This window comes from Agilicoccus flavus (assembly GCF_014857905.1).
GTDB lineage: Bacteria > Actinomycetota > Actinomycetes > Actinomycetales > Dermatophilaceae > Agilicoccus > Agilicoccus flavus.
In genome coordinates, this window is record NZ_JACYXE010000009.1 from 222245 (window position 1) to 245738 (window position 23494).

Here is a 23494-nt window from a genome sequence, read left to right on the forward strand (position 1 = left end):
GTTCACGGGTGCAGCACCGCCCGGACGCGCTCGAAGGCGCCGGCCACGCTCGCCTCGACCTCGAGGTTCTCGGCCACCGCGACGGCGTCGCCGCGCTCGACCGACAGGTCGGGCACGAGGCGGGCGATGTGCCACTCGGTGATCTCGCCGGTGATGTCGGTGACGAGCGCGACGTCGGCGGGGTGCATGCGCACCTCGAGGGACGTCCGCCGCGGCACCTGCTCGAGGGCGCGCCGCAGCGCGTCCTGCGCCGCGCACTCCCCCACGCTCAGGTGGTGGCCCACGACGGCCTCGGCGATGTCGACGGCCAGGCCGGCGATGAGGTCGCGCAGCTCCTCCACGCGCGGCGCCTGGTAGTCGAGGGCGCCGACGACGGCCTCCTCGACGGCGCCGAGGAGCTGCGACAGGCGCTCGCGCCGGGCGGCGCGCTCGCGGGCGTCCTCGTCCAGGAGCGCCGCCTGCTGCTCGGCGAGCAGGGCGCGGCCCTCGCGGACACCGACCTCCATGCCGTCGGCGTGCCCGGCGACGTACCCGTCGCGGTGCGCCTGCTCGCGGGCGGCGGCGATGACCTCGTCGAGGTAGGGGTCGACCCGGCGCGCGTCGGCGACGCCGACGCCGGCGAACCCGGCGCGGGCGAGGTCGGTCGACAGCCGGGCGGGGCGGGCGCCGTGGTCCTCGCCGCGGCGGATGACGAAGGCGGGGCGCACGGGATCAGGCAACGAACTCATCCCCACCGCCGCGCGACACGACGATCTCGCCGGCCTCCTCGAGCGAACGGATCTGGCGGATGACGACGGCCTGCGCCTCCTCCACCTGCTTGAGGCGGACGGGGCCGAGCACGCTGATCTCGTCGGCGAGCGACAGGGCCGCGCGCTCCGACATGTTGCGCGTGATCTTCTCGCGCACGTCGTCGCGCACGCCCTTGAGGGCCACCGCGAGGTCCTTGGAGTCGACCTTGCGGAGCACGACCTGGATGGCGCGGTCCTCGAGGCCGACGATGTCCTCGAACATGAACATGTGCGCGCGGACCTCTTCGGCGAGGTCGAGGTCGCGCTTCTCGAGCCCCTCGAGGATGAGGCGCTCGGTGGTCCGGTCGGACTGGTTGATGATCTCGACGAGCGGCTTGAGCCCGCCCACCGCCGTAGTGTCGGCGGCCTGCACGAGCGTCGACATGCGCCGCTCGAGGTGGCCTTCGACCTGCTTGACGATCTCCGGCGTCGTGCGGTCCATGATCGCGAGGCGGTGCGCGACCTCGGCCTGCACCTCCGGCGGCAGACCCGAGAGGATGATCGCCGCCTGCTCCGCGCCCATGTGGGCCAGGACCAGGGTGATCGTCTGCGGGTGCTCGTCCTGCAGGTAGGACAGGATCATGCGCGCGTCGACGCGACGGAGGAACTCGAACGGCATCTCGACGAGCGAGGCCGACAGGCGCGCCATGAGCTCGCCCGCCTTGTCCTCGCCCATCGTCGCGACGAGGACCTCCTCGGCGAAGCCGACGCCGCCCTGGACGTAGTACTGGCGGGCTTTGGCGAGCGCCCGGAACTCCTCGAGGACGTCGTCGAGGACGTCGACCTCGACGCTCTCGAGGCGCGCGATCTCGGCCGTGAGGGCCTCGACCTCGCTCTCCTTGAGCGTCTTCATGATCGACGCGGAGTGCTCCCGGCCGAGCTGGACGAGGAGGATGGCGGCCTTGCGCAGGCCGGACATGGTGAGGGTGGACATGAGGGGGATCAGTTCCGTTCTGCCATCCAGCCGCGGAGCAGACGAGCGACCTCGTCCGGGTTCTCCTCGACCAGGTTCCCGATCTCTTCGCGCGCGTCGATGCGCGCCTGGCCCTGGGCGTCGATGGGCGTCGCCTCGAGCACCCGCAGGTCGTCACCGTCGTCGAGCTCGTACGCCGACGGCGCGGCCTCGATCGCGGCGGCGGCGCCGCCGCCGGCGGGCAGCTGCGGCAGGGACGGCGTGGCCTCGATGGTCGAGACCTCGACGGTGCGGGTCCGCTTGCGGCTCTGGCGGAACCCGATGAGCAGCGCGAGCAGGACGAGCAACCCGAGCCCGATGTTCTTGATGAGCGCGATGAGGTCGTCGCGTCGCTCCTGCTCGGCGGCCGCGGCGGCCGCGGCCTCCTGCGCCTGCGCGGCCTGCGTGTTGAACGGCACCTTCTGCACGGTGACGAGGTCGCCGCGCTTCGGGTCGATGCCCGCCGCGGTCGCGATGAGCTGCTGGATCTGCGCCTGGTTGACGGCCGCGGCCTGGCGCGAGTCGAGCATGACGGCCACCGCGAGCCGCTTGACACCGCCGGCGGCCGGCTTCGTCACCGTCGTCTGCGTGCCGACGGCGTTGATGTTCTTCTCGGTGTTCGACTCGTACTTCGACGTGCCGCCCGCCGCGTTCGCCTGGGGCACGGGGATGTTGTCGGGGCCGAGGACGCCGCCGACCGGGGTCTGGCCCGAGCCGTCCATCGTCTCGGTCTTCGTCTCCTCCTGCAGCGGCACCCCGTTGGCCGGCGGTTGGATGTACTCGTTGCGGGTGATGTAGCTGTCGTCGTAGCCGAGCTCGGCCTGCACCGACACGCTGGAGTTGCCCGGGCCCACGGCCTTGTCGAGCATGGCCTGCACCGACTGGCGCACGGTCGCCGACGCCGCCTGCTGCTGCGCGACGCGGGCCTCGCCCGTGCCGGAGGCGCCGGCGGCGCCGGGCGCCGACAGCAGCTTGCCGGCGTTGTCGGTGACGGTGACCGACGTCGCGTCGAGCTTGGGCACCGACGAGCTGACGAGGTGCACGATCGCCTCGACCTGCGGCGCGGTGATCTCCTTGTTCGGCTGCGGCGTGACGAGCACGGCCGCCGTCGTCTTGGCCTGCTCGCGGGTGAAGACGTCGGGCTCGGGCAGCGCGAGGTTGACCGAGGCGGCCTGCACCGTCTCGATCTTCTCGATCGTCTTGCGCAGCTCGCCCTCGGTGGCCTGCTTGATGAGGATGCGCTGCTGGCTGTCGGAGGTCGTCATCGGCGCCTCGGTGACGAGCGAGTACCCGCCGGCGTCCTTCGTGTCGGCCGGCAGGCCCGCGCCGGCGAGGTCGAGCCGGGTCTGGTCGACCGCGTCGGCGGGGACCCGGACCGTCGTGCCCTCGAGCTCGTAGGGGGTGCCCGACTCGGTGAGCTTCTGCGTGATCGCGCTCGCGTCCTGCTGGGACAGCGACGTGAACAGCGGCATCATCGTCGGCTTGTTGGCCCACTGGAAGAAGACGACGCCACCCACGATGGCGATGACGACGGCGATGACCGTCACGGCGCGCTGACCGTTGGTGAACCCGTCGAACGTGCCGCGGACGCGCGTGATGACCTGATGGACCTTGGCGTTCTTCACATCTGCATCCGCATGATCTCGTTGAACGCCTCGACGGCCTTGTTACGCACGGCCACGGTGAGCTGCGTGGCCACGCCGGCCTCGTTCGCGGCGATCGTGTACTCGTGGATGTCCTGCAGGTCGCCGGTCACGGCGCGCACCGCGAGGGCGTCGCTGCGGGCGTGCAGCGAGTCGAGCTGGCCGAGCTTGGACGACAGCATCGTGCCGAAGGACTCGACGCCCTCGACCCGGCCGACCGACGACACGTCCGTGTGCGGCACCTGGGCCGCGACGCCGTAGGCGGGGTTGATGCCGAACCCGGGCGCGAGCCCGAAGTCGGGCATGGACGGGATGGGTGCGATGCTCACTTGCCGATTCCGATCGCTGCTTCGTACGTGGTCTTGGCGCGCTCGGCCGAGGAGGCGTTGGCCTGGTAGGCCCGCTGGGCCATCATGAGCTGCGCCATCTGGTCGCCGAGGTTGATGTCGGGCAGGCGGACGCGGCCCTGCGCGTCGGCCAGGGGGTGGTCGGGCATCTCGACGACGCGGCCGTTGGGGTCGCCCCACATGTTCCCGGCGACGTAGGTGCCCTTGGGCTCGCCGTAGGACGCCGCACGCGCGACGACGAACCGCTCCTGGAACGCGGCCTCGTCCATCGCGCTCACGTCGTTGATGTTCGCGATGTTGTCGGAGACGGCGTCGAGCCACTTGCGGTTGGTGCTCAGACCCGAGGAGGCGATGTTCATCGCGTCGAACATGGGCATGTCAGTTTCCGATCGCCGTCTTGATGCCGTTGAACTTGTTCGTCATCGCCTGCGCGGCGAGCTGCGTCGACAGCACCGTCTGCTGCGCCGCGAGCGTCTCCTCGTCGAGGTTGACGTTGCTGCCGTTGACGCGGGTGGGCTCGAGCGAGCGGGCCGTGGCGACCTCGACGAGACGCGGGTCCTCGCCGTCGGCCAGCGCCTGCTTGAGTGCGGCCTCGAAGTCGACCTTCCCGGCGAGGAAGCCGGGGGTCTCGACGTTCGCGAGGTTGTCCGAGATCGTGCGCTGGCGCAGTGCGAGCCCGGACATGGCCTGGCTCAGCGTGCGCATCGTCACGTCGCCGATGAAGTCGCTCATGGGTCCCCCCTGGGTGGCCGGGTCGCGGGTCACGCGCCGCCGGCCGTGCAATCTGCGGGCGTCCTGTGCCGTTCCGTGGCGTCGGACCGCGTCGGCGTCGAGGCGGGTCCGGGCCGTCCGTGGCCGACTGTCTGATCGGCCGGGGGGGCCCCGGGCTGAGGGGTTACGTCGCCACCCCGGGGGGCCGACTCCGCCCGCCGTGACCTGCGAAGACGTGCCCGAATTCGCAAAGACGTTGTGGGGGTTGCGAACTCGGACGGTTATCCGCATTCGTCGCGCGTCGCCCCGGGCTCCGGCGCGCTTCGCGCATTCGGATGGCCGGCTTTTCCAGGTTTCCGTTTTAACTGTCGACCCGACCACACCCCCGTCGCCTCTGTTAGCGTTGGGCAGCTCCGACGTCGGGCTGACCCGGAGTCGCCGTCGGACGTGTCCGAACCGGCCCAGGCCGGTCACCCCCGCAGGAAGGAGGAACCGTGACGACACCGGCAACGACCAACGACCGGTTCGCCGTCCTGCTCCGGACGTCCATCGCCGACGCCGGCCTCTCCCTCGACGCCGTCCATCGGGCCGTGGCCGAGCGCGGCCAAGACGTGTCCATCACGACGCTGAGCTACTGGCGCAACGGTCGGAGCCTCCCCGCGCGGGCCACGTCGCTCGCCGCCCTGGCCGACCTCGACGACCTTCTCGGTCTCGAGCCCGGCGACCTCCTCGCGGCCGCCGAGCACGACCGCCGCCCCCGGGCGCTCCCCCGGCCCGCCGACATCATCGCCTCCGACGCCGCCCTCGCCGAGACGATGAACGAGCTGTCGCTCGACCTCGGCCTGAAGTGGAACGACGGGCTCGAGCGCTTCGCGCTGCACGCGCTGCTCACCGTCGACGCGAACCGGTCCCAGGTGGGGCACACCGTGCAGCAGAGCGTGCGCGCCATCCGCGAGAGCGTCTCCCGCGTGCCCGTCGCCTACGGCTGGGACCACCCCGACGTGGCCGGCGTCGTCGACGTCGGGCCCGGGCTCGAGGTGGGCCGTATTCTGCCCGCCCCCGACCAGCGCGTCGCCGTCGCCGAGGTCCTCCTCGACCCGCCCATGGTCCTCGACGAGACCCGTCAGCTCTCCTTCACGTTCAGCGAGGGGGTCTCGGCACCGCCCGTCCCGTCCTGGGAGATCGGTGTCATGACCGCCGTCAAGGTGCTGCACCTCGAGATCGCGTTCCATCCCGACGCGCTGCCGTCCCGTGTCGAGGCCTACTCGTGGACCGACGGAACCCTCGAGACGGTCGAGATGTCGCTCAATCCCCACCGCGTGTCTCAGGTGGTCCTCGACGCCCCCCGCGGGACCCACGGCTTCAGGTGGACGTGGTGAGCCGCCGACCCGCCCACGGGCCCGGTCCGCGCGGCGACCGGCGGCGGACGCATCCGCACATGCCCGTCCCCACCCCGATCACGGTGTCGACCGCCGACGGCGACGTGCCCGCCCTCGACCACGGCGGCACCGGTCCCCTCGTCGTGCTCCTGCACGACCGGCTCGAGAACGCGGCCCGGTGGGACGGGGTGGGCCGGCGGCTCGCCCGGTTCTGCCACCCCGTCGCCCTCGACGGGCCCGGCCACGGCCACTCGCGCGTCGGGCCGTTGGAGGCGCCGGTGCGCTGGCGGATGCTCGCCGAGACGCTCGCCCACCTCAACGAGCACGCGCCGGGCCGGCTCCCCCTCGTCGTCGGCCAGGGCATCGGGGGCTGGGACGCGACGTCGGCCGTCGTCCACGACGGCCTCGAGGTCGCCGGACTCGTCCTCCTCGAGGCGGTCATCCCCGGATCACCCGCCGACCAGGTCCACTACCTGCGCCAGTTCGAGGACGAGCAGCTCGCGGAGGCGGTCGCCGAGCGCTTCCGGCTCGGCCGGCGCGCGGCCGACGACGCCGAGCGCGACGCGGCGGTCGACGACATGATGCGCGACGCCGTGGGTGACTGGATGCTGCGCGGCACGGACGCCGAGGTCCTGCGCGCCGAGCTGCTCCGCTCGTTCGTCCCCGACGGTGCGGGCTGGATCCGGCAGCCACGCCCCGAGATTGCGCACGTCATGTTCGCGGTCCCGCCCGGGCACGACTACGGCGCCCTGACCGTGCCGCTCGACATCGTCGCCGCGTCCGACGGCATGGGCACCGACGACCCCGAGGGGTTGCGTCGCCTCGTCGCCGGCCGGACCGACCGGCGCCTCGACGTCCTGCCCGCGACGCGCGACATCGCGGGGACGCACCCGCAGGTCGTCGTCGAGATCGTGCGGCGCCGCCTCGAGGTGCTCGGCCTGCTGCCGCGGGTCGAGCGCGGGGGTCAGCGCGGGCGGTAGACCGCGGCGCGGCCGATCTGCTGGCGCTCCCACGCGTCGTCGACGTTCATCGTCGTCTCGGCGCCGCCGAGGAAGAGGTAGCCGTCGGGCTTGAGGACCTTCTTCACGCCCTGCAGGATCTTGCGCTTCGTCTCGACGTCGAAGTAGATGAGCACGTTGCGCAGGAAGACGATGTCCATCGGCGGCATCGGCGGGAGCGGGTCGGCGAGGTTGAGGAACTTCGTCTCGACCATGGCGCGCAGCCGGGGGTCGATCTGGTAGTTCATGCCGTGCCGCGCGAAGTAGCGGACCAGCAGCGGCGCCGGCAGCCCGCGGTTGACCTCGAACTGGTTGAACACGCCCTCGCGGGTGCGCTCGAGCATCTTCTTGTCGATGTCGGTCGCGAGCAGGCGCACGCGCCAGCTCGGGTCGGCCCCGATGAGCTCCTGCACGAGCATCGCGATCGTGTACGGCTCCTGCCCGGAGCTGCAGGCCGCGCACCAGACGTTGAGGGACCGTTCCCGGCCGCGCTGGACGAGCAGCTCGGGCAGGATCGTCTGGCTCATCGCCATGAACGGGTGCCCGTCGCGGAAGAAGGACGTCTCGTTCGTCGTCATCGCCTCGACGATGTCGTCGCGCAGCGGCCCCGTGGGCGCGGCGCGCAGGGCGCGCACGAGCTCGGCGGTCCCGGCGTGGCCCCGGTCGCGCGCGAGCGTCGTCAGGCGCGACTCCACGAGGTAGGCCTTGCTCGCGTCGAGGACGATCGCGGACCGGGCGCGGACGACCTGGCTGACGAACTCGACGTCGGCGGCGCTCATGCTCATGACGACATCCCCCTGCCGGCCGTGGCGACCGGGTGTGCGGCGGCGGACGCGGAGGCCCGGCCGGAGACCTTCGCCGCGATGGTGTCGGCGAGGCGGCCCAGCGGGACGATCTCGCACGGCAGCCCGGCGGCGACCGCGGCCCCGGGCATGCCCCACACGACGGACGTGGCCTCGTCCTGGACGACGAGGCTGCCGCCGGCGTGCACGACGTGCTCCGCGCCGCGGAACCCGTCGCTGCCCATGCCGGTCATGATGAGGGCGAGGACGTTGCCCCCGTAGACCTCGGTGACCGAGCGGAACATCGGGTCGGCGGCGGGGCGGCAGTAGTTCTCCTGCGGGCCCTTGTCGAGCGCGACGCTGACGTGGCCGCCGCGCCGGACGAAGCGCATGTGGAAGTCGCCGGGGGCGATGAGGAGCTTGCCTGGCATGAGGACGTCGCCGTTCGCCGCCTCCGACACCTTGAGGCGGGCCTTGGCGTCGAGCCGCTGCCCGAAGAGCTGGGTGAAGACCGGCGGCATGTGCTGCGTGACGACGATCGGGACCGGGAACCCGGCAGGGATGTTCGACACGACCTGCGTGAGCGCGTCGGGGCCGCCGGTGGACACCGCGATCGCGACGACGTCGACCCGGCCCGTCGGGGCCGCGGCGGACCCGGTCACGGCCGCGACGGCCTGACCGTTCGGTCCGAAGCCGACATGGCCGGGCCCGTGGGACGCGCCGCCCGACCCGGGCGGCGGCGGCCCGCCGAACGCCGGACGCGCACGCTGCGGCGCGACGGACCGACCGGTCAGCGACTTGATCTTGGGGATGAGCTGGCTGCGGACGGCCTCCATCGACTCCTTGACGGAGCCGACGTTCGCGGGCTTGGTCACGTAGTCGCTCGCCCCGCGCTCGAGGGCGTCCAGCGTCGCGCCGGCGCCGCGCTCGGTCAGCGTCGAGAACATGATGATGGGGAGGCGCTTGTCGCGCTTGCGCACCTCGAGGATCGTCTGCAGACCGTCCATGACGGGCATCTCGATGTCGAGCGTCATGACGTCGGGCTTGAGGACGGGCAGCTTGTCGAGCGCGTTCTTGCCGTTGACCGCCGTGCCGACGACCTCGATCTCCGGATCGGTCGCGAGCACGTCGGTGATGAGGCGGCGCAGGACGATCGAGTCGTCGGTGACGAGGACCCGGATCCTCGGCGCCATCAGAGCAGCCCCAGCATCGCCAGCTTGGACTCGATGATGTCCGAGGTGAACGGCTTGATGACGTACTCGTGGGCGCCGGCGGCGAGCGCGCGGACGATGTTGGCCTGCTCGGCCTCCGTCGTCACCATCATCAGCGTGATGTCGCGCCACTCGCGGTTCTTGCGGACCTCGACGATGAAGTCGAGCCCGTTCATCACGGGCATGTTCCAGTCGACGAGGCACACGTCGGGTCGGGGGCCACGCTGGACGGCCTCGAGGGCCTGCGCGCCGTCGCCGACGGCCTCGACCTCGAAGTCGAGACCGGTCATGATCTTCGTGAGGATCGTCCGCATGGCGCGCGAGTCGTCGATCACCAGAGCACGCATGTTCAACCTCGTCGATCGGTGTTCGGGGGCGCCGCAGCGGCGCGCAGGTGAAGGGGGGCCGGGGCGGAGCCGGACATCAGGCAGCGGCGTCCACGTCGACGGCCTTGTCGGTGTCGAGCACGAGCATGAGCTCGCGGTCGAGCTTGCAGACGTGCGTGACGAGTTCGCGCACGCGGCCCGGGACGGTGTCCGGCGGGGCCTCGAAGCGGTCGAGGTCGGGCTCGAGGACGTCGCCGATGCGGTCGACGAGCAACGACGTCACGGTGTCGCCCGACGTGCGGACGACGACGTTCGTCATCTCCTCGTGCGCCTCGCGGGGCGGCAGACCCATGCGCTCGCGCAGGTCGACGGTGATGACGATCTGGCCGCGCAGGTTGATGAGACCGCGGACCTCGCGGGACGCGAGCGGGACCTTCGTGAGGGTCTGCTCCCGCAGCACCTCCTGGACCGTCTCGACCGGCACCCCGAAGAGGTGACCGCCGAGGCGGAAGGTGCAGTACTGGCTCGCCATCGTTCGTCCTTCCTCCTGGCCGCGCCCTGCGCGACCGTCCCGGCCGGCTGCCGGGGGTGTCGGTGCCGACACTCACCCATCGGCGAATCCGGACCCTTATCAAGCACTCTCGTGCGGGCGCGAGACCGCTCGCGCCGGCGCCGACGCCCCGGATCGCCTCGCCGTCGGAGGGCGGGGCGACCGGGGCGTCGGCGTGGACCGGTCGGTCAGGCGAACGCGCCGGCGTGCTCGGTCGCGCCCGAGTAGGCGGTGAGCTCGGGCGGCATCATGCCCTCGAGCGTCGCGTCGATGTTGAGCAGCTCGGTGACGTGCTCGTTGACGACGGCGGAGCCGAGGTTGCCGCCGGTGTCGAGGTGCGTGCGCACCGCGAGCTCGTCCTCGACGATGTCGAGCACCTGCGCGACGACGAAGCCGAAGAGCTGGCCCTTGTGCTGGCACACGACGACCTGCAGCGAGGCCTCCGCCTCGTTGAGCGCGTCGTAGCTGCCGTAGTCGTCGGCGAGGCGCAGCAGCGGCAGGATGACCCCGCGGTACTGGACGACCTGGTTGGCCCCGACGGTCTCGACGCGCGTCATCGGGAACTCCTCGAGACGCTCGACGCACGCGAGCGGCAGCGCCACCCGGCGTCCGTTCGAGAGCTTGACGACGAGCAGCGACGTCGAGTCCGAGCGCGTGGCGATGGCGGCCTCGGCGGCCCGCTTGGCGGCCTCGCCCGAGTCGTTGACCATGCCGGCGTGCGCGGCGAGGCTGTTCGTGTCGAGGATGAGCGCGACCCGCCCGTCACCCATGAGCGTGGCCCCGGCGTACAGGTCCATGCCCCGCAGCTGGCGGCCGAGCGGCTTGACGACGATCTCCTCGGTGTCCTCGATGTCGTCGACGACGAGCCCGAACTGGCGCTGGTCGGCGCGGAGCACGGCGATGAACGTCGTCTCCGAATCGGCCTTCGGCTCGCCGATGTGCTCGCGCAGGTCCACGAGCGGCAGCAGCTGGCCGCGCAGCCGGTAGACCGGGGTGCCCTGGATCGTCTCGAGGCGCTCCGCCGCCTGCTCGCGGTCCAGGCGGACCAGCTCGAGCAGGTTGACCTGCGGGATCGCGAACATGTTCTCGGCGCCGCGGACGAGCAGGGCGGGGATGATCGCAAGCGTCAGCGGGATCTTGATCCGCGTGATCGTGCCCTTGCCGTACTCGGAGGCGACGTCGATGACGCCGCCGATCTTCTCGATGTTCGTCTTGACGACGTCCATCCCGACGCCACGGCCCGACACGTTGGTCACGGCGGCGGCGGTGGAGAAGCCCGGCTTGAAGATGAGGTGGCCGGCGTCGCGGTCGGACATGGCGTCCGCCTGCTCGCGGGTGATGAGGCCCTTCTCGACGGCCTTGTCCTTGACCTTGCTGGGGTTGATGCCGGCGCCGTCGTCGATGATCTCGATGTTGACCTGGCCGCCCTCGTGGAACGCCCGCATGAGCAGGACGCCCTCGGCGGGCTTGCCCTTGGCGACGCGCTCGTCGGGCATCTCGATGCCGTGGTCGCAGCTGTTGCGCACGAGGTGCGTCAGCGGGTCCTTGATGGCCTCGAGGATCGTCTTGTCGAGCTCGGTCTCCTTGCCCTCCATCTCGACGCGGATCTGGCGGCCGAGGCTGTTGGCGAGGTCGCGGACGACGCGCGGGATCTTGGACCACACGTTCTCGATGGGCTGCATGCGCGTCTTCATGACGCCCTCCTGCAGCTCGCTCGCGACGAGCGACAGGCGGTGCATCGAGCGCTGGAGCTCCTGGTCCTGGCTCGCCGCGGCCCGCTGCACGAGCTGGTTGCGGGACAGGACGAGCTCGCCCACGAGGTTCATCAGGGAGTCGAGCAGGTCGACGTCGACGCGGATGCTCGAGTCGGCCACGGAGCGGACCGGGGCCTTCTCCGCGCCGGCCGGCTTCGCGGCCGCGGCGGCGGCGGTCTGCGCGGACGCGGCGGCCTTGGCGGCGGCCTGCGGGTCGGGTGCGGCGTCGGTCGGGGTGGCCTGCATCTCCGTCGGGGCGGCGGGGGGCGGGGTGACCGCGGGCGTAGAGGGGGCGACAGCAGCGGCGGGGGCCGCAGCGGCGACGGTCGCGCCGGTCACGGCGTCCTCGACGGCGACGGCGGCGGCGACGATGACCTGCTCGACGGCCGCGCCGGCGGTGGCCGCGGCGACCTGGACCGACGCGTCCGCGCCGGCCTGGACCGCGTCGACGACCTGCTGCGACGCCTCGAGCTGCGCGGCCACGGCCTCCGAGGCGGCGGCCTCGACGTCGGCCGAGGCGGCGACGGGGGCGGCGGCGGTCGCGGACGACGGGATCTCGCGGCCCTCGAGGAGCGCGTGCAGCTTCTCGGTGAGCTCGGTGTACTCCTCGTCGCCCTCGTTCTGGTCCTGCTCGATGTGCCCGAGCAGGGTGCGCACGGCGTCGACCATCTCGAGGAGCACGGTCGCCATCGTCGGCGTGAGGGTCATCTCCCCGTCGCGCAGCTTCGAGAGCAGGTTCTCGCCGGCGTGCGCCACCCGCTCGAGGGTGTGCAGCGCGAGGAAGCCACTGGTGCCCTTGATGGTGTGGAGCGTGCGGAAGATGCTCGACAGGAGATCACGCGACGTGGGGTCGCGCTCCAGTGCGAGCAGGTCCTGGTCGAGCTGATCCAGGTTCTCGTGGGATTCGACCAGGAACTCCTGGACGATTTCCTCCATGCCTTCCATCGGCACGCTCCTTGGCGCTGTCGGGGTGAATCGTCGGTCCCATCGGCCCCGGGGGGAACGACCTGAGCGCTAACCCCCTGGCCTCGAACGATGCTCACGCACACGACCCCTCAGGTCAGCGCGGGCGACGCCGATAAGCAGGTGTCCACTCGTGGGCAGGCCGCCGACGTCGGCCCGGTTCTCGCACAGCGCGATCCGCCGCCGTCGACCTTCTCGCCCCGAACCATCGACCCCTCGCCACGGGCATGTCCGAGGACTCACGAAGGACCGAGAATGCATTTGTCCAGCGACGACGTCGCGCAGATCGTCGAAGAGGTGTGGGGCTCCATGCTCGCCGTCGACATCGCGCCCGCCGACATCGAGGTCGACAAGGGTGACCCGTCGGTCGCCGGCTCCGTCGGCGTCACCGGGGCCACGGATTGCCTCATCTCGCTCGAGATCAGCGAGAGCGGCGCCCGCAACGTGGCCGCCGCCATGTTCGGCCTCGACGAGGCCGACGTGAGCGACGACGACATCGCCGACACGATCGGCGAGCTCACCAACATGGTCGGCGGCAACATCAAGAGCCTGCTGCCCGAGCCGAGCACGCTGTCGCTGCCGGTTGTGGCGTCGGGGCGCGGCCCCACGCTCCGCGTCGTCGGCGGCACGTCCCTGCTCCAGCAGGGCTTTCTCAGCGCCGGGCACCCCATGTTCGTCAACGTGTGGAACCGCGCGTCGACGTCCTGATACCCGGTCGCGGCCGGAGCGTCCGACCCGTTCCGGCCGCGGCCGTCCCACCCTGCCGGGCGATGCCGCCGGCGCAGACACCCGGGGCCTGCCAGGGTTCTCCTCCCGCCCCACCGATACCACCACGAACGAAAGAGAGATTGCCGTGAAGGTCGTAGTTGCCGATGACAGCCGCGCGATGCGCATGATCGTCGTCCGGACCCTCCGCCAGGCCGGTTACGACGGCGCCGAGATCATCGAGTGCGAGGACGGCGCCGAGGGCCTGGCCAAGGTCAAGGAGGTCTCCCCCGACCTCGTCCTGTCCGACTGGAACATGCCGAACATGAGCGGCATCGAGTTCATCACCGCGCTGCGCGCCGAGGGCAACGACGTCAAGTTCGGCTTCGTCACCTCGGAGGGCTCGGACGCGATGCGCGAGCAGGCCGCCGCCCAGGGCGCGCTGTTCCTCATCGCCAAGCCGTTCACCGCGGACATGTTCTCGGACGCCCTCAAGCCGGTCTTCGGCTGATCCGCCATGGCGACGTCCATCCCCGACCCGAAGCCCGTCAAGGACCTCTTCGAGAGCCTGCTGGGCCGTGACGTCGAGATCTCCGCGATGGGCGAGCCCGTCGTGCCGACGGCGAGGCGGGCGTGCTGCGTCGGCCTCTACGTCGACGCGAACCACGACACCAAGGCGCTCGTCGCCGCGGATCTCGAGCTGTCGGCCCGCGCCGGCGCCGCCCTCGGCCTCGTGCCGAAGGCCGGCGCCGACACGGCCATCGAGAACCGGGAGCTCCCCGCCGCGCTGTACGACAACTTCTACGAGGTGATGAACATCTTCTCGTCGCTGTTCAACGACGGCGCCCCCGAGGACCACCTCAAGCTGTCGCAGGTCTTCCAGCCCGGCATGGTCATCCCGACCACGGCGGCCAAGATGCTCCGGGGCCTCGGCAAGCGGGCCGACTTCAAGCTGGAGGTGGACGGGTACGGACCCGGCGCCCTCGGCATCGTCGTTTCCTTCTGAGCCCACCCATCCGACGCCCACCGCTCCCCCAAGGAGCGGTGGGCGTCGCGCTGCCCCGGCCACTCCGGACGCGCCCCGGACCGGGGCGCCTCCACATGCTGAGATGTCACGACGTACCACTCCGAGCGGCGCGGGCGCGGTCGGTCGTGTCATCTCACGAGCCGGGCCGGCTGGTGATGACGTGGAGGGCCTCGCGACCGCCCTGGATCGCGGCGGTCGCCAGGTGCCGGTCGAACGTCGCGAGTTTCCCTCCGTTGGTCGCGGCCGACGCCAACAGGTACGCGTCGATCACCTGCGCCGACCCGGCGAGCCGATCGGGGTCCACGAGCGGGGAGTCGACGAGGGAGGCCGTGTCCGGCCAGAAGGAGTGGCCGGGCAGCGAGCGGATGCCCACGAGCAGCGGGGCAGCACCGGCGGGCGATCCGGCCGTGTGCGGATATCGCGGGTGCCCCACGACCCGCAGCAGCCCGTTCTCGGTGAAGGGGCAGGTCGCGAAGTTCGCGGCCCCGGTCCGCTCGAACCACTCGTGGGCGAGGTCGTGGTGGGCGTGCCCCGGGTCGACGAGCGCGACGAGCACGTTGACGTCGAGCAGGTATCCCGACACCGGATCGGTCACGGCGCGTCGTCGAGCAGCTCGGCCACGAGGGCCGACGTGGCGATGGGCGTGTCCAGATCGGCGGGCAGCAGGGGGATGCCGTTGCGCGTCGCCGGCGCTGCGGCGTCACGCCGCAGCCCCCGCCGGGCCAGCTCGGTGAGGACGTCGCCGAGCGGGCGCCCTTGCGCCGCGGCGAGGTCGCGCGCCGCGTCGAGCACATCGTCCCCGAGAGTCACCGTGGTCCGCATCGCATCATCCTACATCGCGCATCAGATGCGCGGCGCTCGAGCATTGTCCCCACAGGACAGCGAAAACGACGGTTGACATCGCCATCTCACCATGTGTCGCGGCAGCCGGCCGGGGCAGCGGCGAGGCCCGCCCCCGCGTGGTGGGGCGGGCCTCGTGGCGCCGGGTCAGCGGATGAAGTCGACCAGGGTGGGCTGGATGACCTTGGCGGACGCCGAGAGGGCGGCCTGGTAGGCGTTGGACTGGATGGACAGGTCCATCGCGGCCTTCATGAAGTCGGTGTCCTCGACCTTGGACAGGGCGATGCGGCTGGCGTCGTCCTGGCGGCCGTTGAGGTTCTCCAGGCCCTGGAGGCGGTTGACGCGGACGCCGACGCTCGAGTGCACGTTGGAGATGTTGCTGCGGAGGGTGTCGACGGCGTTCAGTCCCTCGCGCATCCCGTCGAGATCGCCGGCCTCGATGGCGTCGGCGAGCTTGGCCAGGGCACCCGTGGTCGAGAGCGCGTCGCCGAAGGCCTCGTCGCCGTTGACGCCGACGTTCATCTGGCCGGCCTCGCCGGGCGAGCCGTTGATCTGGCGCAGCACCGGGAAGGTGTTGCCCTGGTACTCGCCCGTCGCCGGGTCGAACGCGTTGCCGTTGGGGGTCGTCCCGCCGAACAGCGGGAGGCCGCCGTACTGCCCGTTGGCCTGCTGGAGCAGGCCCTCGCGTAGCTGGCGGATCGACTCCGCGTACGCCTTGCGCTGATCCGCCCCGTTGACGCCGTTGAGCGCGGCGATCGTCTGGGTGCGGATGCTGTTGGTCATGTTGGCCGTCTGCGTCAGCGCGTCGTCGGCGGCGGACAGGCGCGAGAGCCCGTCGGTGATGTTCTGCCCGAACTGCTCGAGCTGGCTCTGCTCGTCACGGAACCGGAGCGCGGACACCGTCCCGACCGGGTCGTCGGAGGGGCGGCTGATGCGCTTGCCCGTCGTGAGCTGCTCCTGCGTCTGCTGCAGGCGGCCCAGGCTCGTGTTGAGACCCGCGAGCTGGGTCCGGTTCATCGAGTTCTGCGTGATGCGCATTCCGGTCATGTCAGGTCACCCCTCTCAGCGGACCATGTTGATGAGCGTGTCGAGCGTCTGGTCGATGACGCCGACGTACTTGGCGGCTGCACTGAACGAGTGCTGGAACTGCACGAGGTTGGTCATCTCCTCGTTGAGCGAGACGCCGGAGACGGAGTCGCGGGCGTCCTCGGCCTTCATGACGACGTTCGCCTGCACGTCGACGTTGCGGTTGACCGACTGGGCCTGCACCCCGAGCTCGACGACCATCGCCTTGTACGTGGCGTCGGTGCCCCCGACGTCGGCGATGTGCCGCGACATGGCCCTCGCGTTGTTGCCGTCGAGGGCGGCCGGCGTGCCGTTGATGTCGCCCGTCGAGACCGCGATGGAGTTCGCGACGGCATCCTGCGGGACGCGGATGTTGCGGGCCGTGACCGCTCCCCCGTCGGCGGCGACGAGGAGGTCGGCCCCCGCTTCACCCTCGACCGTGAAGCCCTGCGCCTGCTGGCTGTTGACGGTCTCGGCGAGCTTCGCGGCGATGTCGTCGAACTTCGCCATGTAGTTCGGGATCGTCTCGTTCATGCCCTTGAGCTGGCCGGAGATGCGACCGGAGGCGATGCCGCTGTCACCGGAGTTCGCGTTGCCGACGTGCGGGTCGGAGCTCGCGGTGGTGTCCCACTGCACGGTGACGGGCTGCGGGTCGCCGCTGTCGGGGTACGTGCCGGCGTTGGGGTCGTTCACCGTGAGGAGGTTGGCCTTCACACCGTCGACGAGCTTCGTGCCACCGATGAAGACGTCCACCGACTGCGAGTTGAACGGCGAGTTCTGGTCCTGCTCGGCCGGTCGGACCGTCGCTCCCGTGAGGTCGGCGATCTTGGAGATGAGCAGGTCGCGCTGGTCGAGCAGCTCGTTGCTCGGCACCTTGGCGATGTTGTTGTTGCGGATCGCGTCGTTGAGGCGCGCGACGTCCTTGGCCATCGTGTTGACGTCGTTGACGTTGGCGACGACCTCGGAGCCGGTGTCCTGCCACTGCGTCTCCAGCGAGGAGGCCATGAGGTTGAGCTGGCCGGCGGCGTCCTTGGTGCGCTCGAGCGCCTGGGCGCGGGGGGCCTGGTCCGCGACGGTGGGGCTGTTGCCGGCGCCGCCGAACGCGTTCCACATCTGGGCGAGCTTCTTCTGCAGGCCCGTGTCGCTGGGCTCGCCGACGATGCGCTCCATGGCGGCCATCGTCTTCTGCTGCTCCTGGATGTTGCCCAGGTTGGCGTTGGCGTTGTTGGCGCGGGCGACAAGGAAGGAATCGGTCAGGCGGCTGACTCCGGTGATCTTGACGCCCTCGCCCGTGCCGTCGTACTTCGACCAGAACGCGGGCACACCCGGTCCGCCGATCGCCTCGAGGTCCACCCGCTGGCGCGAGTAGCCGGGCGTCGCGGAGTTCGCGATGTTCTGCCCCGTGACGTCGAGGCCACGCTGGGCGGCGTGGATCGCCGACGTGCCGATGTGCAGTCCGCCGAAGGTCGACATGGTTCTCGTTTCCTCATCCGTGAGTGTGGTGGGCCGGCAGCGCCGGCTCCGTCTGGCCGCGTCAGGGTCGAGTCACCTGAACAGTCGTCTTCCCCTTCGGCCGGACGCCCGGGCTTGTGAGCGGTCGGCGGGGCTCAGTTCCCTCGCCGGGGTTTCCGCGGTGACGTTCCGGTGGGGCGGGCTCAGACGCTGGCGTCGAGGAAGAGGGCGACGGCGCGGTTCGCGCTGCCCTTCTGGGCGTGGTGCGTCGCCGCGTGCTCGATGTCGCTCGCCGTGGCGGCGAGCTGGAACTGCACGAACGTCGACAGCAGCCCGATGCGCTTGACGAGGTTCATGACGCGTTCGGCGCACTCGGGGGGCAGGGGCCCGAGGTCGACCGGGGGCTCCCACTGCGGGACCGGGCGCACGTCGCCGTGCCGCACCGCCGCCTCGTGGGAGTTGAGCTCGTCCTCCATGGACGCCAGGGCGGCGTCCCACGCCGCCGCGCTCATGACTGGCCGCCGCGGCCGGCGACCTCGAACCACGCGTCGCGGATGGGCTGGACGACGTCGCGCGCGTTCTGCACGTGGACCGCGTCCTTGTTGACGTTCGCGTTGACGAGCTCCTCGAGCACCCAGTCGTACAGGCGACGGAGGGCCTCGCCCTCCTTCCAGGCGGAGGTGTCGAGGGTGGAGCTCAGCTCGCGGACGATGTCCTGGGCGTGCATGAGCGCCGTGTGCGTGGCCTGGATGTCGCGCACACCCAGGCCCTGCTCCGCGGCCGAGAGGTCCTTGAGGAGCCGGTCGTACAGCATCACGACGAGCTGCGCCGGGGATGCGGTGGTGACGGCCTCGCGGGCGTACCGGTTGCGGAGCTGGGCCTGGGTGGTCATGCGTGGGTCCTATCGGTCGAGACCGGTCAGCCGGTCGGGAGCGTGGCGAGCTGGCCCGAAAGCCAGTTGCCCTGCGCCTGCATCTTGGAAAGAAGCGACTCCATGGCGCTGAACTGCTGCTTCAGCGTCTCTTCCCGAAGCGACATCCGGTCCTCGAACCTGGTGATCTGAGCCGTGTAGTCCTTCACCGAGGCCTGTTCGGCCTGGATCCGCATCGTCAACGTCCCATCGGCAGCGCTCGTGGCCTGCTTACTCACCTCGCCGACCTTCGTCGCGATCTCGCCGGCCGCCTTGGTGACCGAATCGGGATCGCTCTTGTAGTTCGCGACGAACTTCGTCTTGTCGAACTTCAAGGTGCCGTCGCGCTCGATGCTGATGCCGAGCGTGGACGGCAGGGCGGTGCTCGACCCGGTGAACGCGGTCTGGATCTCCTGACTCAGCCCGCGCGTCATCGAGTCACCCAGAAGGGGCCCACCGGTCTTCTTGGTGGAGTCCCACTTGCTGTTGCTGCTCACCGTGCCGAGCGCGTCGTTGGCCGCCTTGACGAAGGCCTCCAACTTGGCCGCCATGCCGTCGACGTCGGCCGTGAGGTCGATCGTCACCGGAGTGGTCGGATCCGCCTTGACGGGCGAGATCGTCACGCCCGGCATGAGGTCCTTCACGTCGCGGGTCGGCGACGAGACGTCGTAGCCGTTGTCGCCCCCGATCCGCAGGACGGTGTCCGCCGGCTCATTGAGCTGCTTGAACGCACCGAGGACCGACGTCGCCGTCGGCGTCGTCGTGCCGTCGGTGATGTTGACCCCGCTCTGGGCGCCCGTCGTCGCCGACGTCACCTGGAGCTTGTACGTGTTCGGCGCCACCTGCACGGTGGTCGCCTTGACGCCCGAGTCGCTCCGGTTGATCAGCGCGGCGACGTCCTCGATGGACGCGCCGGCCTGGACGTCGATCGTCGCCGACTTGTCGCCCGAGCCGACCTTGAACGAGAACCCGCTGTCGCTGATGCTGGTGCCGCCGGTGAACGTCGTGTCGAACGCGCCCGAGCCGGCCTGGGCGATGCTCTTGACCGTGAAGGTCAGGGAGCCCGCCGCCGCCTTGTCGGTGGTCGTCGCCGTGGCGATGTTCGTGTTCGACGAGGTGGCCGAGACGCCCGTGAACGCCGAGGCGCCGGTGAGCGTGTCCGGCACGAGGACCTTCGCCGCGTCGCCCAGCGACTTGAGCTGACCGTTGAGCGCGGTCAGCGTCGTGACGATCGATTGAGCCGTGTTGCGGCCCGTCGTGAGGCCCTTGCCCGAGAGCCGCTCCGCGCTCATCAACTGCGAGACGAGCGACGTCGTGTCGATCCCGCTACCGAGGCCGGAAACCGAGATGGCCATGTCCGTTCTCCTTCCGTGGAGTCAGGTCGCGACAACCCACAAGGGGGCGCGGGCGGTATGCCCACGCCCCCTCGGGGTCAAGCGACTATCCGGTTGTCTCAGGGTCAGCCCAGGAGACGCAGGACACCCTGCGAGCTCTGGTTGGCCTGAGCGAGCATCGCGGTACCGGCCTGCTGCAGGATCTGCGAACGGGTGAAGTTCGTCATCTCCTTCGCCATGTCGGTGTCGCGGATGCGGCTCTCGGAGGCAGCCAGGTTCTCGGCCGACACGCTCAGGTTCTTGATCGTGTGGTCGAGACGGTTCTGGACCGCGCCGAGGCTGGAACGAGAGTTCGAGACAGCCGCGATCTGGGCGTCGATCGCCGCGATCTGGCCCGTTCCCGTCGTCACGTCCACCGAGGACAGCGCGGCCGCCACAGCGGACAGGTCACCCAGGTTGAACGAGATGGTCTCGCCGTCGTTCGCACCGACCTGCAGCGTCATGGTGCCACCACCGAGCAGGCTCGTGCCGTTGAACTTGGTCCGCTCGCCGATCTTGCCGATCTCCTCGGTGAGCTGCTTGACCTCGGCCTGGATCTGCGTCTTGTTCTCGGGCGAGTTGGTGCCGTTGGCGGCCTGAACGGTGAGGGTGCGCATGCGCTGCAGCATGGAGTGCACCTCGTTCATCGCGCCCTCGGCGGTCTGAACCATGCTGATGCCGTCCTGCGCGTTGGACGTGGCCTGGTTGAGGCCGTTGACCTGGCTGCGCAGGTTCTCCGAGATGGAGAGGCCAGCGGCGTCGTCCGCAGCTCGGTTGATGCGCAGACCCGAGCTGAGACGCTCGAGGCTGGTCTGCATCGAACCCTGGGTACCCGTGAGGTTGCGGTACGAGTTGAGGGCGGCGACGTTGGTGTTGATCTGAAGACCCATGATGATGCTCCTTCGTGGAATGGGGTCCGGGTCGCCGTCCGTGGCGATCCCGAGGGCTTCGGGTGAAGTCCTGTCGAGGCCTAGGCCCCGGCTGGTGCGCCGGGGTTCGTTCCCGACACCAGGCTCATCGACGCCGCAGCCTCTTCCCTTAGCGTCGAGCGGCATTTTTTCTTCGACTCGCGCCTCGGATACGTGACGCCGAGCCCGCGCTGGTTCCGCCCACGGCCAGCGCACTCACCCAGAGCGCTTGCGCTGACAGGCAACTCGCCTGACGTCCCACCTCAGGGACGGCGCGCACAGTCCGATAGGAAGACGGTCAGCACTGCCCAACCGAGACGAGGACTCCATGCCGGACGCGCACGCAGGGGACATCGACGCGCTGCTCAACCAGATCGAGTCACTCGCCGACGAGAGCGGCGGGCCGTCAATGCCTGCCCCAGGCGCGGTGCGATTCATCGTCGCCACCGACTGGACATCCGCGGCCCCCGCTCTGACGATGCTGCAGGCGTTTCGCCGGCTCGTCGGGCCCGGTCTGCCGGTCCAGCTTGCGTTCGCTGTCCCGCACGAGCCGACTGAGGCCGACGCCAGCTGCGTCCACGTGTTGCTGGAAGGTCTCGAAGCCGGAGAAGACCTCGACGGGCTCGAGCTGCTGTCCTTCAAGACGGCGGCCGCCTCGGCGTACGACTCGGCGGTGGTCCCCACCGGCAGCGCGGAGGAACTCCTTACGCAGGTGGGGGGCGCCATCCTGCGGCTGCACGACGTAGTAGCCCAAGTCACTGAGCTGATCGAAGCCGAGGAGCCGGTCAGCGACGACCCCACTCTGAACGTCGGCGACCGGACGAGCCTCGAACGGCGCCTTGCCGCGTTCGCGCCCTGACCGATCGAACTCCTGACATGGTGAAACGCAGCAACCGACGACTACGGCAGGCACCCCTCCTCGACGTCGCAATGATCGTCAAGAACGAAGAGAAGGATCTGCCCCGCACCCTGGCCAGCCTCCGGGTCCTGACCCCGATCCTCGGGCAGATCTGCATCTACGACACTGGCTCAACCGACCGCACGGTGGACATCGCTAGATCTGCGGGCGCGAAGGTGCAGCGGGGCTATTGGGACGACGATTTCTCGCGCGCACGCAACGAGTCCCTGGCCATGACCACCTCTGAGTGGTTCCTCGTCATCGATGCAGACGAGGTGCTTGTGGCCGACGCCGAGCAGTTGGCGCGCGCCCTACGAATCGCACAAGGCAGCCCTTTGAACGGGATCACGTCTCAGCTCGCGATCGTGACCGAAGGACGCATCACCACCATGGCCAACTCGCTACGCCTGGGGAGACGCAGATACGTCCACTATGTCAACCGACTCCATGAGCGCTTGACCCCGATCGACACAACTGAGCAGCTTCAGGTCACGGCCATCCCAGAATCGGCACTGATGGTGGCACACTATGGCTACGTTCCCGGCGAAGCATTTGCCCGTCGATCCGAGAGGAATTTGCGCATCTCCCTATTGGAACACGATCGGGTTATCAATGGCCATGCCAATGAGCAAGTCGAGGCGCTTCTCAATCGCGGCCGGTCTTATCTCACAGCCGGGCAAGCGGAGGAGGGGCTAGACGACCTTGCCGCCGCTTGGAATATTTCCGATGCTACTACCGCATATCGACAGTGGGCCGGCGAGCTGCTCGTCGAGATTCTCATCAAATTAGGTCGACTCGATCAAGCAGAAGCCGTACTCCCTGGGCTCGCGGAAGCCGGATCGTCACCTCAGCTAATTAGATATCTTCAAGCCTGCACGCAACAGGCGCGCGGGCATCACGATGAGGCCTTGCGCTTGATCCGCTTAGTTGACAAGCCGATGCGAGCCCTGGAGCGGACAGAATCCTGGAGTCCCGTCCTCCGGCTGCGCATGATTTCGGCCGCGGCAACCCAGCAGACAGATGAGGCGATCGCCGCCGGCGTCGCCTTGTTCTCGCGGCATGGAGACTGCGATGGCCTCGGGCCCCTACTGCTGACATTGTGGGGAAGTCGGTCGGACGCAGCGTTGGCGCGTCTACTCGCCCTGGAAAGCACGCCGCATGTCGACGCGATTTGCGCCGAGCTAGAGCGCGCCGGTGAGCGCGGTGAGGCTATTTCTCGATTGGTTCGCGAATTTATCATGCAATCTCCAAGCACCCTCTAACCCGGATGTTTCATCGGGTGGCGGCGTCGGCGTGGTCGGCGCCGTTGCCGTTGAATGCGGGTGATTCTTGCAGGTGGGGACGACAATGCTCCGGGTTGTCGCTGCCGGTGGGCGTCGTCTTCCACGGACGAGGATGATGCTGGGCTCGAAGGGACTCATCGGCCTGCTGATCAGGGTGGGGCCAGGCTCGTGAGCTTGTTCCAGGCAGTGGTGAACAGGGCCGCCCAGGGAGCGGTGTCCTTGATGTGCAGGAGTCGTTGCCGGCTCGTGCGGGCCAGGGTCGCTGCGATCGTGAAGAGGCGGTGCCGTAGCGTCTTGGGTTCCCACCGGCGGGCCTCATGGCCGTCCAGGGCGAGCATGGTCATCCAGGCGAGCAGGTCGTTCGCGAGTTGCACGATGAGTAGCCAGATCCGGTTTTGATCGAAGCCTTGCAGGGGCAGATTCGCCAGGCCGGTGTCTTTGGCGATCCGGATCCGGTCTTCGCAACGAGCCCGCCGACGGTGTCGTAGCTCCAGGTCAGCGAGCTGCGCGCGGCGTGTGTTTGTCACGAATGCAGTCAGGCGGTACCCGTCGATGTCCTCGAACCGTAGCTGCGCGCCGGGGTGAGGACGTTCCCGGCGAACGATGACCCGCAGGCCGGGCGGGTACCC

At 69.8% G+C, this 23494-nt stretch carries 27 protein-coding genes; 7 read left to right on the top strand and 20 right to left on the bottom strand.

The annotated features are described in order from the left end of the window. Positions 1-2: 2 nt before the first annotated feature. Genes ICW24_RS14475 through ICW24_RS14500 form a run of 6 tightly spaced genes read right to left on the bottom strand, consistent with a single transcriptional unit; the run spans position 3 to position 4462 of the window. Complete coding sequence (locus tag ICW24_RS14475; protein WP_226346424.1) at positions 3-728, bottom strand: FliH/SctL family protein; 726 nt, start codon at positions 726-728, stop codon at positions 3-5. Then, entirely contained in the window at positions 712-1722 is a 1011-nt protein-coding gene (gene fliG / locus ICW24_RS14480) for a flagellar motor switch protein FliG (protein WP_226346425.1), read from the bottom strand. Before fliG ends, ICW24_RS14475 begins: the two co-directional genes overlap by 17 nt. 8 nt (positions 1723-1730) lie before the next feature. Continuing rightward, on the bottom strand, positions 1731-3365 hold the full coding sequence (gene fliF / locus ICW24_RS14485; protein ID WP_226346426.1) for a flagellar basal-body MS-ring/collar protein FliF: 1635 nt from the start codon (positions 3363-3365) through the stop codon (positions 1731-1733). Beyond that, positions 3362-3712 (bottom strand): flagellar hook-basal body complex protein FliE, encoded by a 351-nt coding sequence (gene fliE / locus ICW24_RS14490; RefSeq protein WP_226346427.1) that lies wholly within the window; start codon positions 3710-3712, stop codon positions 3362-3364. The genes fliF and fliE overlap by 4 nt, the downstream gene beginning before the upstream one ends. Next, positions 3709-4107, bottom strand: a complete 399-nt coding sequence (locus ICW24_RS14495; protein WP_226346428.1) for a flagellar basal body rod protein FlgC — start codon at positions 4105-4107, stop codon at positions 3709-3711. Before ICW24_RS14495 ends, fliE begins: the two co-directional genes overlap by 4 nt. Position 4108: 1 nt before the next feature. Continuing rightward, positions 4109-4462: a flagellar basal body rod protein FlgB gene (locus ICW24_RS14500; protein ID WP_226346429.1), complete on the bottom strand. Its 354-nt coding sequence runs from the start codon at positions 4460-4462 to the stop codon at positions 4109-4111. 473 nt (positions 4463-4935) lie between these two features. On the opposite strand from ICW24_RS14500, the gene ICW24_RS14505 reads away from it, so the two are divergent. Both ICW24_RS14505 and ICW24_RS14510 read left to right on the top strand, forming a co-directional pair. Further along, complete coding sequence (locus ICW24_RS14505) at positions 4936-5820, top strand: hypothetical protein (protein ID WP_226346430.1); 885 nt, start codon at positions 4936-4938, stop codon at positions 5818-5820. 59 nt (positions 5821-5879) lie between these two features. Next, positions 5880-6800 (top strand): alpha/beta fold hydrolase, encoded by a 921-nt coding sequence (locus ICW24_RS14510; protein WP_226346431.1) that lies wholly within the window; start codon positions 5880-5882, stop codon positions 6798-6800. On the opposite strand, the gene ICW24_RS14515 is transcribed toward ICW24_RS14510, so the two are convergent. The 5 genes from ICW24_RS14515 to ICW24_RS14535 all read right to left on the bottom strand — a co-directional run bounded on the left by ICW24_RS14515 (position 6785) and on the right by ICW24_RS14535 (position 12386). Then, positions 6785-7603 (bottom strand): CheR family methyltransferase, encoded by an 819-nt coding sequence (locus ICW24_RS14515; RefSeq protein ID WP_226346432.1) that lies wholly within the window; start codon positions 7601-7603, stop codon positions 6785-6787. The two genes, ICW24_RS14510 and ICW24_RS14515, sit on opposite strands and share 16 nt — an antisense overlap. After that, on the bottom strand, positions 7600-8793 hold the full coding sequence (locus ICW24_RS14520; protein ID WP_226346433.1) for a protein-glutamate methylesterase/protein-glutamine glutaminase: 1194 nt from the start codon (positions 8791-8793) through the stop codon (positions 7600-7602). The genes ICW24_RS14515 and ICW24_RS14520 overlap by 4 nt, the downstream gene beginning before the upstream one ends. After that, complete coding sequence (locus ICW24_RS14525; protein ID WP_226346434.1) at positions 8793-9158, bottom strand: response regulator; 366 nt, start codon at positions 9156-9158, stop codon at positions 8793-8795. Before ICW24_RS14525 ends, ICW24_RS14520 begins: the two co-directional genes overlap by 1 nt. A 76-nt stretch (positions 9159-9234) precedes the next feature. Then, the gene (locus tag ICW24_RS14530; RefSeq protein WP_226346435.1) at positions 9235-9669 is read right to left on the bottom strand and encodes a chemotaxis protein CheW; all 435 of its coding nucleotides are present in this window, start codon (positions 9667-9669) and stop codon (positions 9235-9237) included. Positions 9670-9875: 206 nt separating this feature from the next. After that, positions 9876-12386, bottom strand: a complete 2511-nt coding sequence (locus ICW24_RS14535; protein ID WP_226346436.1) for a chemotaxis protein CheW — start codon at positions 12384-12386, stop codon at positions 9876-9878. A gap of 273 nt (positions 12387-12659) precedes the next feature. Between ICW24_RS14535 and ICW24_RS14540 the strand changes: the two genes are divergently transcribed. The 3 genes from ICW24_RS14540 (at position 12660) to ICW24_RS14550 (ending at position 14115) form a co-directional block, all read left to right on the top strand. After that, complete coding sequence (locus tag ICW24_RS14540) at positions 12660-13112, top strand: chemotaxis protein CheX (protein ID WP_226346437.1); 453 nt, start codon at positions 12660-12662, stop codon at positions 13110-13112. A gap of 145 nt (positions 13113-13257) precedes the next feature. Next, positions 13258-13620: a response regulator gene (locus ICW24_RS14545; RefSeq protein WP_226346438.1), complete on the top strand. Its 363-nt coding sequence runs from the start codon at positions 13258-13260 to the stop codon at positions 13618-13620. A gap of 6 nt (positions 13621-13626) precedes the next feature. Beyond that, positions 13627-14115 (top strand): hypothetical protein, encoded by a 489-nt coding sequence (locus tag ICW24_RS14550; RefSeq protein ID WP_226346439.1) that lies wholly within the window; start codon positions 13627-13629, stop codon positions 14113-14115. Between the two features lie 154 nt (positions 14116-14269). On the opposite strand, the gene ICW24_RS14555 is transcribed toward ICW24_RS14550, so the two are convergent. From ICW24_RS14555 to ICW24_RS14590, 8 genes are all read right to left on the bottom strand, one after another. After that, the gene (locus ICW24_RS14555) at positions 14270-14731 is read right to left on the bottom strand and encodes a TA system VapC family ribonuclease toxin (RefSeq protein ID WP_226346440.1); all 462 of its coding nucleotides are present in this window, start codon (positions 14729-14731) and stop codon (positions 14270-14272) included. Then, entirely contained in the window at positions 14728-14958 is a 231-nt protein-coding gene (locus ICW24_RS14560; RefSeq protein WP_226346441.1) for an antitoxin, read from the bottom strand. The genes ICW24_RS14555 and ICW24_RS14560 overlap by 4 nt, the downstream gene beginning before the upstream one ends. Before the next feature lie 165 nt (positions 14959-15123). Continuing rightward, positions 15124-16023: a flagellar hook-associated protein FlgL gene (gene flgL / locus ICW24_RS14565; protein ID WP_226346442.1), complete on the bottom strand. Its 900-nt coding sequence runs from the start codon at positions 16021-16023 to the stop codon at positions 15124-15126. Positions 16024-16038: 15 nt separating this feature from the next. Further along, on the bottom strand, positions 16039-17514 hold the full coding sequence (gene flgK / locus ICW24_RS14570) for a flagellar hook-associated protein FlgK (RefSeq protein ID WP_226346443.1): 1476 nt from the start codon (positions 17512-17514) through the stop codon (positions 16039-16041). 182 nt (positions 17515-17696) lie between these two features. Then, positions 17697-18005 (bottom strand): hypothetical protein, encoded by a 309-nt coding sequence (locus tag ICW24_RS14575; protein WP_226346444.1) that lies wholly within the window; start codon positions 18003-18005, stop codon positions 17697-17699. Then, positions 18002-18385 (bottom strand): flagellar export chaperone FliS, encoded by a 384-nt coding sequence (gene fliS, locus ICW24_RS14580; protein WP_226346445.1) that lies wholly within the window; start codon positions 18383-18385, stop codon positions 18002-18004. Before fliS ends, ICW24_RS14575 begins: the two co-directional genes overlap by 4 nt. A gap of 26 nt (positions 18386-18411) precedes the next feature. Continuing rightward, positions 18412-19758 carry a flagellar filament capping protein FliD gene (gene fliD / locus ICW24_RS14585; RefSeq protein WP_226346446.1) on the bottom strand — a complete coding sequence of 449 codons (1347 nt, stop codon included), beginning with the start codon at positions 19756-19758 and terminating at the stop codon, positions 18412-18414. A 104-nt stretch (positions 19759-19862) separates the two neighbouring features. Next, complete coding sequence (locus tag ICW24_RS14590) at positions 19863-20666, bottom strand: flagellin N-terminal helical domain-containing protein (protein WP_226346447.1); 804 nt, start codon at positions 20664-20666, stop codon at positions 19863-19865. Between the two features lie 346 nt (positions 20667-21012). Here ICW24_RS14590 and ICW24_RS14595 point away from each other — a divergent pair, with 346 nt between their 5' ends. After that, positions 21013-21543, top strand: coding sequence for a histidine kinase (locus ICW24_RS14595; RefSeq protein ID WP_226346448.1), 531 nt, complete (start codon positions 21013-21015; stop codon positions 21541-21543). 17 nt (positions 21544-21560) lie between these two features. Beyond that, a complete protein-coding gene (locus ICW24_RS14600; RefSeq protein ID WP_226346449.1) occupies positions 21561-22844 on the top strand; it encodes a tetratricopeptide repeat-containing glycosyltransferase in 1284 nt (427 codons plus the stop codon). A 170-nt stretch (positions 22845-23014) separates the two neighbouring features. On the opposite strand, the gene ICW24_RS14605 is transcribed toward ICW24_RS14600, so the two are convergent. Then, a partial coding sequence (locus ICW24_RS14605) for a transposase (RefSeq protein WP_226346450.1) occupies positions 23015-23494 on the bottom strand: 480 nt, incomplete at its 5' end.

What these genes read in the sequence shown, in the direction of transcription:
- ICW24_RS14475 (WP_226346424.1), bottom strand. Translation starts at nt 728, where the DNA reads ATGAGTTCGTTGCCTGATCCCGTGCGCCCCGCCTTCGTCATCCGCCGC.
- fliG (WP_226346425.1), bottom strand. Translation starts at nt 1,722, where the DNA reads ATGTCCACCCTCACCATGTCCGGCCTGCGCAAGGCCGCCATCCTCCTC.
- ICW24_RS14495 (WP_226346428.1), bottom strand. Translation starts at nt 4,107, where the DNA reads ATGCCCATGTTCGACGCGATGAACATCGCCTCCTCGGGTCTGAGCACC.
- ICW24_RS14500 (WP_226346429.1), bottom strand. Translation starts at nt 4,462, where the DNA reads ATGAGCGACTTCATCGGCGACGTGACGATGCGCACGCTGAGCCAGGCC.
- ICW24_RS14510 (WP_226346431.1), top strand. Translation starts at nt 5,880, where the DNA reads ATGCCCGTCCCCACCCCGATCACGGTGTCGACCGCCGACGGCGACGTG.
- ICW24_RS14515 (WP_226346432.1), bottom strand. Translation starts at nt 7,603, where the DNA reads ATGAGCATGAGCGCCGCCGACGTCGAGTTCGTCAGCCAGGTCGTCCGC.
- ICW24_RS14520 (WP_226346433.1), bottom strand. Translation starts at nt 8,793, where the DNA reads ATGGCGCCGAGGATCCGGGTCCTCGTCACCGACGACTCGATCGTCCTG.
- ICW24_RS14525 (WP_226346434.1), bottom strand. Translation starts at nt 9,158, where the DNA reads ATGCGTGCTCTGGTGATCGACGACTCGCGCGCCATGCGGACGATCCTC.
- ICW24_RS14530 (WP_226346435.1), bottom strand. Translation starts at nt 9,669, where the DNA reads ATGGCGAGCCAGTACTGCACCTTCCGCCTCGGCGGTCACCTCTTCGGG.
- ICW24_RS14535 (WP_226346436.1), bottom strand. Translation starts at nt 12,386, where the DNA reads ATGGAAGGCATGGAGGAAATCGTCCAGGAGTTCCTGGTCGAATCCCAC.
- ICW24_RS14540 (WP_226346437.1), top strand. Translation starts at nt 12,660, where the DNA reads ATGCATTTGTCCAGCGACGACGTCGCGCAGATCGTCGAAGAGGTGTGG.
- ICW24_RS14550 (WP_226346439.1), top strand. Translation starts at nt 13,627, where the DNA reads ATGGCGACGTCCATCCCCGACCCGAAGCCCGTCAAGGACCTCTTCGAG.
- ICW24_RS14560 (WP_226346441.1), bottom strand. Translation starts at nt 14,958, where the DNA reads ATGCGGACCACGGTGACTCTCGGGGACGATGTGCTCGACGCGGCGCGC.
- flgL (WP_226346442.1), bottom strand. Translation starts at nt 16,023, where the DNA reads ATGACCGGAATGCGCATCACGCAGAACTCGATGAACCGGACCCAGCTC.
- flgK (WP_226346443.1), bottom strand. Translation starts at nt 17,514, where the DNA reads ATGTCGACCTTCGGCGGACTGCACATCGGCACGTCGGCGATCCACGCC.
- ICW24_RS14575 (WP_226346444.1), bottom strand. Translation starts at nt 18,005, where the DNA reads ATGAGCGCGGCGGCGTGGGACGCCGCCCTGGCGTCCATGGAGGACGAG.
- fliS (WP_226346445.1), bottom strand. Translation starts at nt 18,385, where the DNA reads ATGACCACCCAGGCCCAGCTCCGCAACCGGTACGCCCGCGAGGCCGTC.
- fliD (WP_226346446.1), bottom strand. Translation starts at nt 19,758, where the DNA reads ATGGCCATCTCGGTTTCCGGCCTCGGTAGCGGGATCGACACGACGTCG.
- ICW24_RS14590 (WP_226346447.1), bottom strand. Translation starts at nt 20,666, where the DNA reads ATGGGTCTTCAGATCAACACCAACGTCGCCGCCCTCAACTCGTACCGC.
- ICW24_RS14595 (WP_226346448.1), top strand. Translation starts at nt 21,013, where the DNA reads ATGCCGGACGCGCACGCAGGGGACATCGACGCGCTGCTCAACCAGATC.
- ICW24_RS14600 (WP_226346449.1), top strand. Translation starts at nt 21,561, where the DNA reads ATGGTGAAACGCAGCAACCGACGACTACGGCAGGCACCCCTCCTCGAC.